The 15971-nt window shown below is 71.6% G+C and carries 10 protein-coding genes; 6 read left to right on the top strand and 4 right to left on the bottom strand.

The genetic code is table 11. From position 1 onward, the window contains the following. Positions 1-1654, top strand: a 1654-nt coding sequence (locus VJR25_RS02510; protein WP_324112187.1) for a DEAD/DEAH box helicase, incomplete at its 5' end; no start/stop codon positions are given. A 73-nt stretch (positions 1655-1727) separates the two neighbouring features. On the opposite strand, the gene VJR25_RS02505 is transcribed toward VJR25_RS02510, so the two are convergent. Further along, positions 1728-3293 carry an Rv2578c family radical SAM protein gene (locus VJR25_RS02505; protein ID WP_324112185.1) on the bottom strand — a complete coding sequence of 522 codons (1566 nt, stop codon included), beginning with the start codon at positions 3291-3293 and terminating at the stop codon, positions 1728-1730. Between the two features lie 116 nt (positions 3294-3409). Between VJR25_RS02505 and VJR25_RS02500 the strand changes: the two genes are divergently transcribed. Beyond that, positions 3410-5869, top strand: coding sequence for a PEP/pyruvate-binding domain-containing protein (locus tag VJR25_RS02500; protein WP_324112183.1), 2460 nt, complete (start codon positions 3410-3412; stop codon positions 5867-5869). Positions 5870-5926: 57 nt separating this feature from the next. Next, positions 5927-7084, top strand: coding sequence for an acyl-CoA dehydrogenase family protein (locus VJR25_RS02495; RefSeq protein WP_324112181.1), 1158 nt, complete (start codon positions 5927-5929; stop codon positions 7082-7084). A gap of 33 nt (positions 7085-7117) precedes the next feature. Here the strand turns inward: VJR25_RS02495 and VJR25_RS02490 are convergent, their stop codons facing one another. After that, complete coding sequence (locus VJR25_RS02490) at positions 7118-8077, bottom strand: pirin family protein (RefSeq protein ID WP_324112179.1); 960 nt, start codon at positions 8075-8077, stop codon at positions 7118-7120. Between the two features lie 50 nt (positions 8078-8127). On the opposite strand from VJR25_RS02490, the gene VJR25_RS02485 reads away from it, so the two are divergent. Further along, positions 8128-10656, top strand: coding sequence for a DEAD/DEAH box helicase (locus VJR25_RS02485; RefSeq protein WP_324112177.1), 2529 nt, complete (start codon positions 8128-8130; stop codon positions 10654-10656). A 14-nt stretch (positions 10657-10670) separates the two neighbouring features. On the opposite strand, the gene VJR25_RS02480 is transcribed toward VJR25_RS02485, so the two are convergent. After that, the gene (locus VJR25_RS02480; RefSeq protein WP_324112175.1) at positions 10671-10967 is read right to left on the bottom strand and encodes a GNAT family N-acetyltransferase; all 297 of its coding nucleotides are present in this window, start codon (positions 10965-10967) and stop codon (positions 10671-10673) included. A gap of 101 nt (positions 10968-11068) precedes the next feature. On the opposite strand from VJR25_RS02480, the gene recQ reads away from it, so the two are divergent. Then, a complete protein-coding gene (gene recQ, locus VJR25_RS02475; RefSeq protein ID WP_324112173.1) occupies positions 11069-12919 on the top strand; it encodes a DNA helicase RecQ in 1851 nt (616 codons plus the stop codon). Between the two features lie 33 nt (positions 12920-12952). Further along, positions 12953-14713 (top strand): glycoside hydrolase family 3 protein, encoded by a 1761-nt coding sequence (locus VJR25_RS02470; RefSeq protein WP_324112171.1) that lies wholly within the window; start codon positions 12953-12955, stop codon positions 14711-14713. A 201-nt stretch (positions 14714-14914) separates the two neighbouring features. On the opposite strand, the gene coaBC is transcribed toward VJR25_RS02470, so the two are convergent. Further along, positions 14915-15971, bottom strand: a 1057-nt coding sequence (gene coaBC, locus VJR25_RS02465; RefSeq protein WP_324112168.1) for a bifunctional phosphopantothenoylcysteine decarboxylase/phosphopantothenate--cysteine ligase CoaBC, incomplete at its 5' end; no start/stop codon positions are given.

The following is a 15971-nucleotide window of genomic DNA, read 5'->3' as shown; positions in this document are numbered from 1 at the left end:
CTCGCGCAGCCCGAACCACCGCGGGTACCGCCCGGCCGAGTCCGACGGTCCCGCCAAGAAGGCCCGCTGGACAGCATCCGACCGTGCCGGCCGCGACGAGGCCCGCGGCATCCGCACCCACGCCCGCGACACCCGTGGGTCGCGGGACTTCGGTGACCGTCCGCAGCGTTCGTTCGAGGACCGTCCCCGTCGCGAGTACGGTGACCGTCCGCAGCGCTCGTACGACGGCCGCCCGCGACGGGACCGGGACGACCGCCCGCAGCGTTCGTACGACGACCGTCCCCGTCGCGACTTCGGCGGCCGCCCGCGTCGCGACGACCGCGCCGAGCGCCCGAGCCGTTCCGACTGGACCGCGAAGCCGGCCCAGCACGAAGAGCACGTCGACGTCGTCCACGAGCGGCTGCAGGCCGAGGCGATCGCCGCCGAGGCCGTCGCCGACCAGACCTTCGCCGACCTGGGCCTCGGTGACAACATCGTGCGTGCGCTGGCCGACATGGGTGCCGCGTCGCCGTTCCCGATCCAGGCCGCGACCGTGACCCCGATCCTCGAGGGCAAGGACGTGCTCGCCCGCGGCCGCACCGGCTCCGGCAAGACCATCGCCTTCGGAGCCCCGCTCGTCGAGTCGCTGCTGCGCGCTCGCGCCGGCAAGCCGCGCGAGTTCGGCCGCAAGCCGACCGCGCTCATCCTCGCCCCGACGCGCGAGCTCGCCCTGCAGATCGACCGCACCGTGCAGCCGATCGCGCGCAGCGTGGGCCTGTTCACCACGCAGATCTACGGCGGTGTGCCGCAGGCGCGCCAGGTGGGTGCACTGAAGAAGGGCGTCGACATCATCATCGGCACCCCGGGCCGCATCGAGGACCTCATCAACCAGGGCAAGCTCGACCTGTCCGAGATCCGCATCGCGGTGCTCGACGAGGCTGACCACATGTCCGAGCTCGGCTTCCTCGAGCCGATGCAGCGCATCCTGCGTCTCGTCGGCACGGAGCTTTCGACCCCGACGCAGAAGCTGCTGTTCTCGGCGACCCTCGACCGCGAGGTCGCGGCGCTCGTGGACGAGTTCCTCGTCGAGCCCTCGGTGTACGAGGTCGCCGGTGAGGACCAGGACTCGGGCACCATCGACCACCGCGTGCTGGTCATCGACCACCGCGACAAGGCCGAGGTCGTGGAGCGTCTCGTGGACCGCGACGGCAAGACCCTCGTGTTCACGCGCACCCGCGCCTACGCCGAGATGCTCGCCGAGCAGTTCGAGGATGCCGGCATCAACGCCGTCGCCCTGCACGGCGACCTCAACCAGGCCAAGCGCACCCGCAACCTGAAGCGCGTCACCGACGGGCGCGTCAACGTTCTCGTCGCCACCGACGTCGCGGCCCGCGGCATCCACGTCGACGACATCGACCTGGTGATCCAGGCCGACGCGCCGGACGAGTACAAGACGTACCTGCACCGTTCCGGCCGTACCGGCCGCGCCGGCCGCTCGGGCACCGTCGTGACGCTCATCACGCGCCAGCGCCGTCGCCGCATGACCGAGATGCTCGGCCGCGCCGAGATCGAAGCGCCGTTCGAGGAGGCCCGCCCCGGTGACGACGTCATCGAGGAGCTCGCCGGCCGCCTATCGAGCGACGCCGAGCTCACGGAGACCGCGCCGGCTGAGTAAGCCGTCGTCCCGATCCCGGATGCCCCGACCCGCCGAGCGCGGGGCGGGGCATCCGTCGTTTCACGCGCCGGCATCAGAACAGCCGAGTCGCGGCATCCGCCGCGGGCGGACGCCCGGTGCGGATCACCGGGCCCGGTCGCGACGGACCGAACCGGGGCTGCTCCTCCTCGAGCCGTCCATCGAGCCCGTAGCGCCGCACGAGCGGGCGCACCCGCTTCGCGAGCCACGCCCGGTAGGCCTTGGGGGCTTGCACGGCGGCGCCGGGGTACAGCGCCCGATAGGACGACACGAGTTCCGGATGCTCCCGCGCCAGCCACTGCTGGAACCACGGCTTGACCCCGGGGCGCAGATGCAGAGCTCCGAAGATCACCCGCCGGGCGCCGGCATCCCGGATGCGCCGGAGCGCGTCGTCGATCGCGGGGATCGTGTCGGTGAGGTGGGGGAGGATCGGCATCAGGAACACCGTCACCGCGAATCCGGCATCCGTCGCGGCCCGCACCGTGTCGAGGCGGGCGTGCGCGGTCGGCGTGCCCGGCTCGATCGAATGCTGCAGCGCCTCGTCGAATACGGCGATCGACATGGCGAGGCTGACGTCAACCGAGGATGCCGCATCCTGCAGCAGCGGCAGGTCCCGGCGCAGCAGGGTGCCCTTCGTGAGGATCGAGAAGGGCGTGCCCGAGTCGGTGAGCGCGGAGATGATGCCGGGCATCAGCCGGTAGCGGCCCTCGGCCCGCTGATAGGGATCGGTGTTGGTGCCGAGCGCGACATGCTCGTGCTGCCAACTGCCGCGGCTGAGCTCGCGCCGCAGCACGTCGGCGACGTTCACCTTGACCACGATCTGCGAATCGAAGTCGTGTCCCGCGTCGAGGTCGAGGTACTCGTGCGTTCCGCGGGCAAAGCAGTTGTGGCTGATGACGCCGTTCGCCAGGAAATCCCCGGTGCCGGTCGTGATGTCGACCATGTCGATCGTCGTTCCGAGCGGTTCGATCGACACGACGCGGAGGTCGGCCACGCTCTTGACCGCAGTGCCGTCGATCACCCCGGTCAGGTACCCGCGGCGGAAGGGTTCCGAGACTTCGTCAGGCGAGGCGGGTACGTGCCCGAATCCGAGCAGGCGGTCGTTGGTCGTCAGATACGGACGCTGGTCCGTGCCGCACATCGCACCGGTCACGTGCTTCCATCCGCGCTGAGTCAGGAACCGATGATCCCCGCTCGCGATCAGCTCCGTGCCATCCGCCAGGGTCACGCGGTAGGCGGGCTTCCGGGTCGACCATCGGGCGAGCACGCGCGTGCGGACGTACCGTCGATAGCGGCCCTCGCGGACGGTGCCGATGATCTCGTCGCCCGGCATAAGAGACCCGATCGGCCGGTGACGTCCGTCGGCCGCGAGCACCATCGTGTCCGGCGAAAGGCAGTAGGCGCAGGCATGGCTGCATCCCCGATACGGGTTCACCGTCCAGGCGAACGGCATCGCCGATGTCTGGGGCACGTGGTTGAGTGCACTGCGGGCGAGCACCTCGTGGAACGTCATGCCGGCGAACTCCGGGGTGGTCACCGAGCGCACCAGGCCGCTCAGGTGTTCGAGGCCGGGCAGCGCGTCGGCGTTTGCGGTGCCCAGCTCCTGTCCGTTCCAACGCATACCGACAGTAGAACATCAATACGATACTGAGTCAAGCACGATCTTCTCTTGTATCGGATCTCATGACGGTGTACGGTGGGCGGACCACCCTTCGGTCGCGCGAATGAGGAGCCCAGATGGATGCCGCACCCGCTGTCCTCTCGCTCGCCGCGGTCGGCCGCGCCGACGTCGCCGTCGCCGGCGGGAAAGGCGCGAACCTGGGTGAGCTGGTGCGTGCCGGCATCGACGTTCCACCCGGGTTCGTCGTGACGACCGCCGCCTACCGACGGGTCGTCGCGGGCCTGTCCCCGGATGCCGGCGACGCCGCGCTGCGGGCGGCGCTCGGCTCGATCGCCCTGCCCGCGGGCCTCGCCGCCGACATCATCCGGGCCTACGAGGAGCTCGGGGGCGGCCCCGTCGCGGTGCGCTCCAGCGCGACGGCGGAGGACCTGCCCGGTGCCGCGTTCGCGGGCCAGCAGGACACCCTGCTCGGCGTCACCGGCGCGGATGCGCTGCTGGACGCCGTGCGCGCCTGCTGGGCATCGCTGTGGAACGAGCGCGCCGTCGCCTACCGGGCACGGCTCCGCGTCGACGACTCCGAGGTGGCGATCGCGGTCGTGGTGCAGCGCATGGTTGCGGCGGACGCGGCCGGCGTGATGTTCACCGCCGACCCGGTGTCCGGCGCCCGCGACCGCATCGTCATCGACGCGAGCGAGGGGCTCGGCGAGGCCGTGGTCTCCGGCCTCGTCACCCCCGATCACGTCGTCATGACGACGGCGGGAGTCGCCGAGTCGTACACGGTCGGCAAGAACGAGGTCGTGTTCCGCAGCGGCGCCGACGGCTCGGTGGCGCGCGATCCGACCGCCGAGAACCGCGCGCGCGACCGCCTGCTGTCGGATGGCGAGCTCCGACAGCTGGCCGCGGAGGGCACCCGCATCCAGTCGCTCTTCGGCACCCCGCAGGACGTGGAGTGGGCGTTCTCGGACGGGCGGCTCAGCATCCTCCAGGCCCGTCCGATGACGGCGCTGCCGATCCCGCAGCGGCTGAGCCGCGTGCGGCGCCTCATCGGAGGCGTGCTCAGCGACTACCTCAGCGTGCGGCCGTATCCGCTCGACATGACCACCTGGGTGCCCCATGGCCCGGCCGGCATGATGGACGACTTCATCCGGGGGCTCGGCATCGACGCCCACCTGGATGCCACCATGCCCGAGGAGGACGGCATCGTGGTGCAGTTCGTCCCGCCTCGGCCGCGCCCCACCTGGCGGGTGCTGGGGCTCCCGCTGCGGGTCGCGCATCGCATCCGGCGGTACGACCCGGCGGAGTGGACCGACGATCCGCGGTACCTCGCGTTCGTCCGGGCGCGGGCCGACCTGCTCGCGCAGGATCCAGCCGCCCTGAGCTGGCGGGAGCTGCTGCAGCTCGCCGAGCGCGCCATGGGGCTCGTCGACACCGTCACGAGTCTGCGCACCGCCTACCTTCCGGGCGCGGGACGGGCGCTCGTGGTACTGAGGATCGAACTCACGCGTCTCGGGGCCCGGCGGCTGATGGATGGGCTCATCGCGGGCGCTCCCACCCATACGCAGGCGGGCAACGACGGGCTGGAGCGGCTCGCCGCTCTGGTGCGCGCCGATCCGGCGCTCGCGGACGTGCTGCGCGAGCCGGATGCCGCGGTGGCGCTCGGTCGCGTTCGCACCGAGCCGGCGTGCGCCGCGTTCGCCGCCGAATTCGACGCGTACCTCGCCGAGTTCGGGTATCGCGAGACGGCGTCGCCCGTGCTCATCTCTCCGCCGACCTGGGCCGACCGGCCCGAGATCGTCATCGGCCTCATCAGCGCGCTCGCCGCCCACGAGCGCGACGGAGAGCCGGATGTCGCGACGGCGGCACGCGCGGAGCTCGAGGCGCTGCCCGCCCTGCGCGACCCGCGGCGACGCGACCGGGTGCTGCGGCACGTGGACGCGGCACGGGCTGCGGTCGCGTTCCGCGAGGACTCGCACACCGCGTTCACGCGGCTCGCACCCGCCCTGCGACGCGCGCTGATCGAGCTCGGCTCCCGGCTCGTCGCCCGCGGCGTCATCGCCGAGCCGTTCGACGTCTTCCATCTGCGGTTCGAGGAGCTGGCCGCCGTGCCCGACATCGAGACCGCCCCGCCGGGGCAGCTCGAGGCCCTTGCGCGGCTGGTGCGGGTGCGCGCGGCCGCCCGCGAGCGGCTGGCCGCGGTGCCCATGATCAACCACGCCGCGATCTTCCCGCGGCGCCGGGGCGCGGCATCCGACGCGCTCGTCAGCGGCACGCCCGCATGCGCCGGGCAGGCGACCGGAGCCGTGCGCGTGATCCGGGACTTCTCCGAGTTCGGCACGCTGCGCTCAGGCGAGATCCTCGTCTGCCCGTACACCAATCCGGCGTGGACGCCACTCTTCCAGCGTGCGGCCGCCGTGGTCGTGGACACCGGCGGCATCGGGTCGCACGCCGCGATCGTCGCGCGCGAGAACGGCATCCCCGCCGTCATGGGCACAGGCTCCGGCACGCGTGTCCTCGTCACCGGGCAGCGGGTGAGGGTCGACGGCACCGCCGGCATCGTGAGCACGGCGTGGGACTGAGTATCATGATCTGTGGAACTTGATCCCACCAGCTCGACGGCGAGAGGAATATCCGGCATGGAGCGCGACATCTTCGACGAGGACCACGAGGCTTTCCGCGAGGTCGTCCAGGAGTTCATCAAGCGGCACGTCACGAACGAGGCGATCGCCCGCTGGGACGCCGAGGGCGAGATCGACCGCGCCACCATGATGGCCGCCGGGGAGGCGGGACTCATCGGACTGTCCGTGCCGGAGGAGTTCGGCGGCGCCGGGATGCTGCAGGACTACCGCTTCCGCACCATCGTCAGCGAAGAGGTCATCCGCGCGGGAGCCGGATCGCTGGCAGGGGCGCTCGGCATCCAGGACGACCTCGCCGTGCCGTACCTGGTGCACATGGGCACCGACGAGCAGAAGGCGAAGTGGCTGCCGAAGATGGCCACCGGGGAGGTCATCGGTGCGCTCGCCATGACCGAGCCGGGCGCCGGCAGCGACCTGCGCGGCATCAAGACCACAGCCAAGAAGGTCGAGGGCGGGTACCTCGTCAACGGCGCGAAGACCTTCATCTCCAGCGGCAAGACCGCCGACATGCTGGTCACGTTCGTCAAGACCGGTGAGGGCGACCGGCCGGATGCCTTCAGCCTGCTGATCATCGAGAACGGCATGCCCGGGTTCGACCACGGCAAGAAGCTCAGCAAGATGGGCTTCCACGGCCACGACACCGCGGAGCTCTCGTTCGCCGACGTCTTCGTGCCCCGCGAGAACCTCATCGGCGGCACCGAGGGCAAGGGGTTCGTCCAGCTCATGATGAACCTGCCGCTCGAGCGCCTCTCGATCGGTGTCGCCGGGGCGGCGGCCGCACAGGCCGCACTGGAGTGGACGCTGGCGTACACGAAGGACCGCCAGGCGTTCGGCGAGCGGATCATCGACTTCCAGAACACCCGCTTCCAGCTCGCCGACGTCGCCGCGACCGTCGACGCCACGTGGGCGTACGTCGACAGGGCGCTGCTCGCGTACAAGGACGGCAAGCTCTCGGCCGAAGAGGCCGCGAAGGTGAAGTTCTGGGCCACCGAGCGCGAGTGGGAGGTCGTCGACACCTGCGTGCAGCTGCACGGCGGCTACGGCTACATCACCGAGTACCCGATCGCCCGCGCGTTCCTCGACGCCCGCGTGCACCGCATCTACGGCGGCACCAACGAGATCATGCGCGAGATCGTGGGTCGCCAGCTCGCGAAGTAGGCGACGCCGGTCCGGATGCTCCGGACTCCGAAGTCAGATGCGGCGCCGACGGCGGGCGAGGCGCACGTGCGGCATCTCCGGGGCGGGGATGCGCGTATCGTGCCCGGGCACGTCGCCGAAACGGGCATCCCGGGCCTCCCACGCCTCGCGGGCCTCGACGACTTCCTCGTGCGTGCGCCCGACGAAGTTCCACCACATGACGATGTCGTCCTCGAACGGCTCGCCGCCGAGCAGGAAGATCGTGGCATCCGTCTCGGCCTCCACCAGCACGCCGTCCCGGTGGATGCCCAGGTACAGCAGCTGGTCCGGGGCGACGCGGGTGCCGGCGACCGTCACGTCGCCGAAGACGCCGACCACGCCGTGCTCCCACTCCGGGCGCAGCGGCAGCAGCACCGCCTCGCCGGCGGGCAGGTTCAGCTCGGCTCCGACGATCGGCGTGTAGGCCGATGCGGGGGATGCCACCCCGGCGAACTCGCCGAGCACCACCGTCGCCGTGCCGCCGCCCGCGAAGTCGACGGTCGGCAGGGCGGTGTGCTGCTCGAATGCCGGCACGCCGTGCCGCCGCGACTCCGGCAGGGCCACCCACAGCTGCAGGGCGTCGAGCGGGATCGGGCCGTCTCCGGTCGAGTACTCGGAATGTGCGATGCCGTTTCCGGCGGTCATGAGGTTCAGCTGACCGCGGCTGATCAGCACGTCGTTGTCCAGGGTGTCGCGGTGGCGCACCTCCCCGACGAACGGCCAGGTCACCGTCTGCAGCCCGATGTGCGGGTGCGGGTCGACCCGCATCACGGTCTCCTGCGGGCCGAAGCGATCCAGGAAGCACCACGCCCCGATGAGCGGCAGGTCGCGCTGCGGCAGCGACCGGCGCACGTCCATCGCCCGCAGGCCGCCGAGCGGCACCTGCCGCGCCTCCATCAGCACGGTGCGCGGGCCGTCGCACTCGGCTGCGGACTCGACGGCGGCAGGCTCGGCGGTGACATCCAGACGGGTCATCCCGTCAGGCTACGCCGACGGCGTGCGCGCAGGGCTGGCAGACTCGAATGATGCCCGTCTCACTGCTGGATGCCGTCCCGCGCGGCGCCGACCCCGACGACGTCTACCTCGGCTTCGTCGCGTGGGCCGAAGACCAGGGCATCACGCTCTACCCGGCGCAGGACGAGGCGGTGATGGAGCTCGTCACCGGCGCGCACGTCATCCTCTCCACCCCCACCGGCACCGGGAAGTCGCTCGTCGCGATCGCCGCGCACGCGGCATCCCTCGCCCGCGGCGGCCGCACGTACTACACCGCCCCGATCAAGGCCCTCGTCAGCGAGAAGTTCTTCGCGCTCGTCGACATCTTCGGCGCCGAGAAGGTGGGCATGGTCACCGGCGACTCGTCGGTCAATGCGGATGCCCCGATCGTGTGCTGCACGGCGGAGATCCTCGCCAACCTCGCTCTGCGTCAGGGCGCCCAGGCGGATGTCGCGCAGGTGGTGATGGACGAGTTCCACTACTACGGCGATCCCGACCGCGGATGGGCCTGGCAGGTCCCGCTGCTGCTGCTGCCGCACACCCAATTCGTGCTGATGTCCGCGACCCTCGGTGACGTGTCCGCCATCGCGGACGACCTCACCCGCCGCACCGGGCTCGCCGTCGCGCGGATCACCGGCGTCGAGCGGCCGGTGCCGCTGCATTTCGAGTACGTGCGCACGCCGATCCATGAGACCGTCGAGGAGCTGCTGCACACGGGGCGGTCGCCGATCTACATCGTGCACTTCTCGCAGGCGGCGGCGATGGAGCGGGCGCAGGCGCTCTCCAGCATCCGGATCGTCGGCCGCGAGCAGCGGGACGCCATCGCCGACGCGATCGGCGGGTTCCGGTTCACGACCGCGTTCGGCCGCACCCTCTCGCGGTACGTGCGGGCGGGCATCGGGGTGCACCACGCCGGGATGCTGCCGCGCTACCGGCGCCTCGTCGAGACCCTCGCGCAGCGCGGCCTGCTGCGGGTGATCTGCGGCACCGACACCCTCGGCGTCGGCATCAACGTGCCGATCCGCACGGTGCTGCTCACCGCGCTCACCAAGTTCGACGGGCAGCGGATGCGACAGCTCACGGCCCGTGAGTTCCACCAGATCGCGGGCCGTGCGGGCCGGGCGGGCTTCGACACCGCGGGGGACGTCGTGGTGATGGCGCCCGAGCACGAGGTCGAGAACGCGGCCGCGATCGCGAAGGCGGGCGACGACCCGAAGAAGCTGAAGAAGCTCACCCGCAAGAAGGCGCCGCAGGGGTTCGTCAACTGGACCGAGACCTCGTACGAGCGGCTGATCGCGGCCGAGCCCGAGCCGCTGACTCCGCAGCTGCAGCTGACCGCGGCGATGCTCATCAATGTCATCGCGCGCGGCGGCGACGTGCTCGGCAACGTCCGGTCGCTGGTGTTCGACAACCACGAGCCGCAGGCGCGGCGGTACGAACTGGCACGGCGGGCGATCGCGATCTTCCGCACGCTGGTGGTCGCCGAGGTGGTCGTCTGGGACGGGGACGGCATCCGTCTCACCGTCGAGCTGCAACCCAACTTCGCCCTCAACCAGCCGCTGTCGCCGTTTGCGCTCGCCGCGATCGACCTGCTCGACCCGTCGGTGGAGACGCGGGAGCCCGGCGAACGCGCGCCCGGCTCCGCGGGCACCGGGCACTACGCCCTCGATGTCGTGAGCGTCATCGAAGCGACCCTCGACGACCCGCGCCCGGTGCTGTCGCAACAGGAGTTCCGCGCGCGCGGCGAGGCGGTGGCCGCGATGAAGCGCGATGGGCTCGACTACGACGAGCGCATGGAGGCGCTCGAGGAGATCACCTACCCGAAACCGCTCGACGAGCTGCTCACCCAGTCGTACGAGGTGTTCGCGTCGAGCCAGCCGTGGGTGCTCGACTTCGCGCTGCACCCGAAATCCGTGGTGCGCGACATGTTCGAGCAGGCGCTGTCGTTCGCCGAGCTCATCTCGCTGTACCAGCTCGCCCGCAGCGAGGGACTGGTGCTGCGGTACCTGTCCGATGCCTACCGGGCGATCCGCCAGACCGTGCCCGCCGACGCGCGCACGCCGGAACTCCTCGACGTGATCGAGTGGCTGGGCGAGATGGTGCGGCAGGTGGACTCGAGTCTCGTCGACGAGTGGGAGTCGCTCATCAACCCCGCGGTGGACCCGGATGCGCCCGTGGTCCCGCCGGCGCCGGCGTCGGTGCTCACCAATCGCCGCGCGTTCACCGTGCTGGTGCGCAACGAGTTGTTCCGCCGCGTGCAGCTGGCGGCGCTGCAGCGCGACGACGAGCTGGTCGAGCTCGATCCGGATGCCGGCTGGCCGGAGGCGCTGGATGCGTACTACGACGAGCACGACGAGATCCTCACCGGCGGGCCGGCCCGCTCGACCGCCCTGGTGCGGATCGACGAGTCGGGCGCGGCATCCGGCACCTGGCCGGTGGAGCAGACGATCGACGATCCGGCCGGTGACCACGACTGGCGCATCCGGGGCGTCGTGGACCTGGCGGCATCCGACGAGGCCGGCACCGCGGTGGTGCGGGTGACCGAGGTGGTGCGGCTGTAGTCGCGTGCGGCCGGTCAGGCCTCGGGCCAGTCGACCTTCAGGCCCGGCACGTCCGTTCCGCGCAGGTACTTCACGACGAACGGGCAGAGCGGTACGACGGTCTCGCCGCGGGATGCCACATCCGCCATCGCCCGCGCCACCAGCACCCGGCCGAGTCCGCGGCCGCCGAACGCCGGATCGATCACGGTGTGCGGGAACACCAGCCGGCCCCGCTCGTCGGGGTGGAACAGGGTGAATCCGGCCAGCCGGTCGTCCACGTGCACCTCGTACCGGCGCGCGGCTCGGGTGACGGTGATCTGCTCTTCAGCCATGCCACGAGCCTACGAGCAGGTCGGTTGTGGACACGGCCGATCCGTCCACAGGAAGGTGGCGGGAGGGGCGGCTGTCGGATGCCCCGGGTAGCGTGGTCGGGGTGAACGACACCGCCATCGCGACCCGGTTCTCGGATGCGTCCAGCTGCCTGCGAGAGGTGTTCGGATACGACGCCTTCCGCGGCGACCAGCAGGCCATCGTCGACCACGTGATCGCGGGCGGGGATGCCGTCGTGCTCATGCCGACCGGCGGCGGCAAGTCGATCACCTACCAGGTGCCGGCCCTCGTGCGTCCGGGCACCGGGCTCGTCGTCAGCCCCCTCATCGCGCTCATGCACGACCAGGTCGACGCGCTCATCGCCAACGGCGTGCGTGCGGCATACCTCAACTCGACGCAGCTGCCGCACGAACGGCAGGAGGTCGAGCGAGCGTATCTCGCCGGAGAACTCGACCTCGTCTACGTCGCCCCCGAGCGGCTCAACCTCGCCCAGACCAAACAGCTGCTGCAGCGCGGCCGGCTGAGCGTCATCGCGATCGACGAGGCCCACTGCGTGTCGCAGTGGGGCCACGACTTCCGCCCCGACTACCTGCAGCTGGGCGCGCTCGCCGACGACTTCCCGGGTGTCCCGCGGATGGCGCTCACGGCGACCGCGACCGAGGCCACGCACCGCGAGATCGCCGAGCGCCTGAACCTGCCGGACGCGCGGCACTTCGTCGCGAGCTTCGACCGGCCGAACATCCAGTACCGCATCGAGCCCAAGACCGACCCGCGCCGGCAACTGGTGTCGTTCATCCGCTCGATGCCCGAGGGCGCCACCGGCATCGTCTACGGCCTCAGCCGCAAGACGGTCGAGCAGACCGCGGAGTACCTGTGCGGCCAGGGCGTCGACGCGCTGCCCTACCACGCGGGTCTGCCCGCCGACGTGCGCGCCGCCAACCAGTCCCGGTTCCTGCGGGAGGACGGCGTGGTGATGGTCGCCACGATCGCCTTCGGCATGGGCATCGACAAGCCCGACGTGCGGTTCGTCGCGCACATCGACCTGCCGAAGTCGGTCGAGGGGTACTACCAGGAGACCGGCCGCGCCGGCCGCGACGGCGAGGCGTCCATCGCCTGGATGGCGTACGGGCTCGGCGACGTCGTGCAGCAGCGCCGGTTCATCGACGCCGGCGAGGGCGACCGCGCGTTCAAGCAGCGTCAGCAGCAGCACCTCGACGCCATGCTCGCGCTCTGCGAGACCGTCGCGTGCCGCCGGCAGAACCTGCTCGGGTACTTCGGCGAGGCCTCCGGCGCATGCGGCAACTGCGACACCTGCCTCACGCCGCCCGAGACGTGGGACGGGCTGGTGCCGGCGCAGAAGCTGCTGTCCACCATCGTTCGCCTGCAGCGCGAACGGGGGCAGTCGTTCGGGGCCGGGCATCTCATCGACATCCTGCGTGGCAGCGACACGCAGCGCATGCGCCAGCAGGGGCACGACAAGCTCGCGACGTTCGGGATCGGCGGGGACCTCGGCGAGCAGGACTGGCGCAGCGTGGTGCGGCAGCTGCTGGCCCGCGGCCTGCTCGTGTCGCAGGGCGAGTACGGCGTGCTCGGACTCAGCGAGACGAGCGGCGGGGTGCTGCGCGGCGAGACGGCGGTGCCGCTGCGCCGCGACGTGCTCGGGCGCGGCGGGGGCGTGGGCCGCGTGCGCAAGTCGAGCGTCGCCGAGCAGGTGGCCGAGGGCGACCGCGCGCTGTTCGAGGCGCTGCGCGCCTGGCGGGGCGAACGGGCGCGGGAGCAGGGGGTGCCCGCGTACGTGGTGTTCAACGACGCCACGCTCCGCGCGCTCGCGCAGCTGCGCCCGGCCGGCGCCGCCGACCTCGACGGCATCAGCGGCATCGGTGCGAAGAAGCGCGAGTCCTACGGGGATGCCGTGCTCGCGGTGATCCGAGAGGCTGAGGCGGCCTCTCCCTAGAAAACCGAGCGGCGTTCGGTTTATCATGGGGTCATGAGCAACGACGCCGCACGCCCCTGGCTGAACCCCGATCTCCCCACCTCCGAGCGCGTCGAGCTGCTGCTCGGCGAGATGACCCTCGAAGAGAAGGCGGGTCTGTTCTTCCACACCATGATCGCCATGGGCGAGGGCGGCGAGCTCTCCGAGGGCAGCGAGGCGTTCGGCATCCCGTCGAACCGGCACCACGTCGTCGACCTGCACATGTCGCACTTCAACCTGCTCGGCGCCGCGCCCACCGCCGGGGAGATCGCCGGCTGGTACAACAAGCTGCAGGAGCTCGCGACCTCCACCCGGCTCGGCATCCCGGTGACCATCTCCACCGACCCGCGGCACTCCTTCAGCGAGAATCCGGGCGCCTCGATCCTCTCCGGCCCCTTCTCGCAGTGGCCGGAGCCGCTCGGCCTCGCCGCCACGCGGGACGCCGGGCTCGTCGAGCGCTTCGGCGACATCGCCCGCCAGGAGTACACCGCCGTCGGCATCCGCGTCGCCCTGCACCCGCAGGTCGACCTCGCGACCGAGTCGCGGTGGGCCCGCCAGCTGCAGACGTTCGGTGAGGACGCGGAGCTCTCCGGCGAACTCGGCTCGGCGTACGTGCGCGGGTTCCAGGGGGCGTCGTTCGGGGCGGGTTCCGTGTCGACCATGACGAAGCACTTCCCCGGCGGTGGCCCGCAGAAGGACGGCGAGGACCCGCACTTCGACTACGGCCGCGAGCAGGTGTACCCCGGTGACAATTTCGAGCACCACCTCAAGCCCTTCGAGGCGGTCTTCGCCGCCGGCGGTCGCCAGATCATGCCGTACTACGGGATGCCGGTGGGCACCGAGTACGAAGAGGTCGGCTTCGGCTTCAACAAGGGCGTGCTCACCGGGCTGCTGCGCGAGCGCTTCGGATTCGACGGCATCGTGTGCACCGACTGGGGCCTGGTCACCGACCAGCCGATCATGGGCACGGACTTCTCCGCCCGCGCGTGGGGCGTCGAGCACCTGACCCCGGCCGAGCGCATGGTGAAGATCCTGGATGCCGGCGCCGACCAGTTCGGCGGCGAGCAGGAGCCGCAGATGCTGATCGACCTGGTGCGCTCCGGTGCGGTCACCGAGGAGCGGCTGGATGCCTCGGCCCGGCGCCTGCTGCGCGAGAAGTTCGAGCTGGGCCTGTTCGAGGACCCGTACGTGGATGCCGCGGCCGCCGACGCGCTCGTCGGCTCGGCGGAGTTCCGGGCCGCGGGCTTCGCCGCCCAGCAGGCATCCGTCACGGTGCTGTCCAACCACGGCGCGCTCCCCTTCGCCCGGGGCGCGAAGCTCTACGTCGAGGGGATCGCCGCGGATGCCGCCGCCGCGTACGGCGAGGTCGTCGCCTCGCCCGCCGAGGCGGATGTCGCGATCCTGCGGATCCAGGCGCCCTACGAGCAGCGCTCCTCGATGTTCGAGAACTTCTTCCACGCCGGCTCGCTCGACTTCGACGCCGCCACGATCGCGCACATCGCCGACGTCGCGGCCGTGGTGCCGACGGTCGTCGACGTGTTCCTGGACCGCCCGGCGATCCTGGAGCCGGTGGTCACGGTGGCGAACGCGGTCGTCGCGAACTGGGGGTCGAGCGCGCAGGCCCTGCTGGACGTGCTGTCCGGCACCGTGCCCGCGACCGGCAGGCTGCCGTTCGACGTGCCGCGCTCGATGGCTGCGGTCGAGGCATCCCGCCCCGACGTTCCCTTCGACACCGAGGATCCGCTCTTCCGCTTCGGCCACGGCCTGTCCCTGTAGTCGCCCGCCCGGCGGCCCACCGCCGGCCGCCCCACCGCCGGCCGCGACACCGCCGGCCGCGACACCGCCAGGCGCGAACCCTCACCGAGATACGCGAACCCTCACCGGATCATGCCCTCCGGCCTTGTTCCGGTGAGGGTTCGCGACTTCGGGTGAGGGTTCGCGGCGCGGGGTGCATCGGGGCGCCGGGACTGGGGCGCGCTACGCGCGGGCGGCGAGCACGGCGTCCCAGAGGGCATCGGCGACCGCGCGCTTCGATCCCGCCGCCTCGGCGACGACCTCGTCACGGGCGTCGATGATCAGCAGGGCGTTGTCGGGCTGCTCGAACCCGTGGCCCTCGTTGACGTCGTTCACCGCGAGCAGGTCGACGCCCTTGCGGCGGCGCTTGCGGATGCCGCGCTCGCGCAGGTCGTCGGCATCCTCCGCGGTCTCGGCCGCGAAGCCGACGATCGTCTGGCCGTCGCGGCGGTCGCGCACGAGACCCGCGACGATGTCGTCGTTCTCGACGAGCTCGATCGCGGAGAGGCGGCCGTCCTCCTTGGTGAGCTTGCGCTCGGCCGCGGATGCCGGCCGGTAGTCCGCGACCGCTGCGGCCATCACGACGACGTCCGCCGCGGCGGCGGCATCCCGCACCGCGGAGCCCAGCTCCGCGGCCGTGCCCACCGGCACCACGGCGATCCGCGGGTGCGCGGCATCCGCCCGGATCGCCTGTTCGATGTGCGCTGCGATGAGCGTGACCTCGGCGCCGCGATCGGCGGCCGTGCGGGCGAGGGCCACGCCCTGCCTGCCGCTCGAGCGGTTGCCGAGGAAGCGCACCGGGTCGATCGGCTCGCGCGTGCCGCCCGCCGTGACAGCGATGCGCAGCCCGGCGAGGTCGGCCGGCCGGACGACTCCGAACGCGAACGCGAGGATGTCGTCGGGCTCGGTCATCCGCCCCGGACCGCTGTCGGACCCGGTGAGCTGCCCGCTCTCCGGGCCGACGAGGTGCACGCCGCGGGCGCGCAGGGTCGCGAGGTTCGCCTGGGTCGAGGGATGCAGCCACATCTCGGTGTGCATCGCCGGTGCGACGACGACGGGGGCGGAGGTCGCGAGCAGCGTGGTGCCGAGCAGATCGTCGGCGATCCCGGCCGCCATGCGGGCCAGGGTGTTGGCGGTCGCGGGCGCGACGATGACGAGGTCTGCGGCCTGGCCGAGCGCGACGTGCCGCACCGTGTCGACCCCCTCGTGCACGGATGTCGTCACCGGATGCCGGCTGATC

The sequence above is a fragment of the Microbacterium sp. genome (assembly GCF_035277845.1).
Lineage (GTDB): Bacteria > Actinomycetota > Actinomycetes > Actinomycetales > Microbacteriaceae > Microbacterium.
Note: the sequence above shows the minus strand (reverse complement) of the source record. Positions and strands in the feature narration are given on the sequence as shown.

What these genes read in the sequence shown, in the direction of transcription:
- VJR25_RS02505 (WP_324112185.1), bottom strand. Translation starts at nt 3,293, where the DNA reads ATGCGTTGGAACGGACAGGAGCTGGGCACCGCAAACGCCGACGCGCTG.
- VJR25_RS02500 (WP_324112183.1), top strand. Translation starts at nt 3,410, where the DNA reads ATGGATGCCGCACCCGCTGTCCTCTCGCTCGCCGCGGTCGGCCGCGCC.
- VJR25_RS02495 (WP_324112181.1), top strand. Translation starts at nt 5,927, where the DNA reads ATGGAGCGCGACATCTTCGACGAGGACCACGAGGCTTTCCGCGAGGTC.
- VJR25_RS02490 (WP_324112179.1), bottom strand. Translation starts at nt 8,077, where the DNA reads ATGACCCGTCTGGATGTCACCGCCGAGCCTGCCGCCGTCGAGTCCGCA.
- VJR25_RS02485 (WP_324112177.1), top strand. Translation starts at nt 8,128, where the DNA reads ATGCCCGTCTCACTGCTGGATGCCGTCCCGCGCGGCGCCGACCCCGAC.
- VJR25_RS02480 (WP_324112175.1), bottom strand. Translation starts at nt 10,967, where the DNA reads ATGGCTGAAGAGCAGATCACCGTCACCCGAGCCGCGCGCCGGTACGAG.
- VJR25_RS02470 (WP_324112171.1), top strand. Translation starts at nt 12,953, where the DNA reads ATGAGCAACGACGCCGCACGCCCCTGGCTGAACCCCGATCTCCCCACC.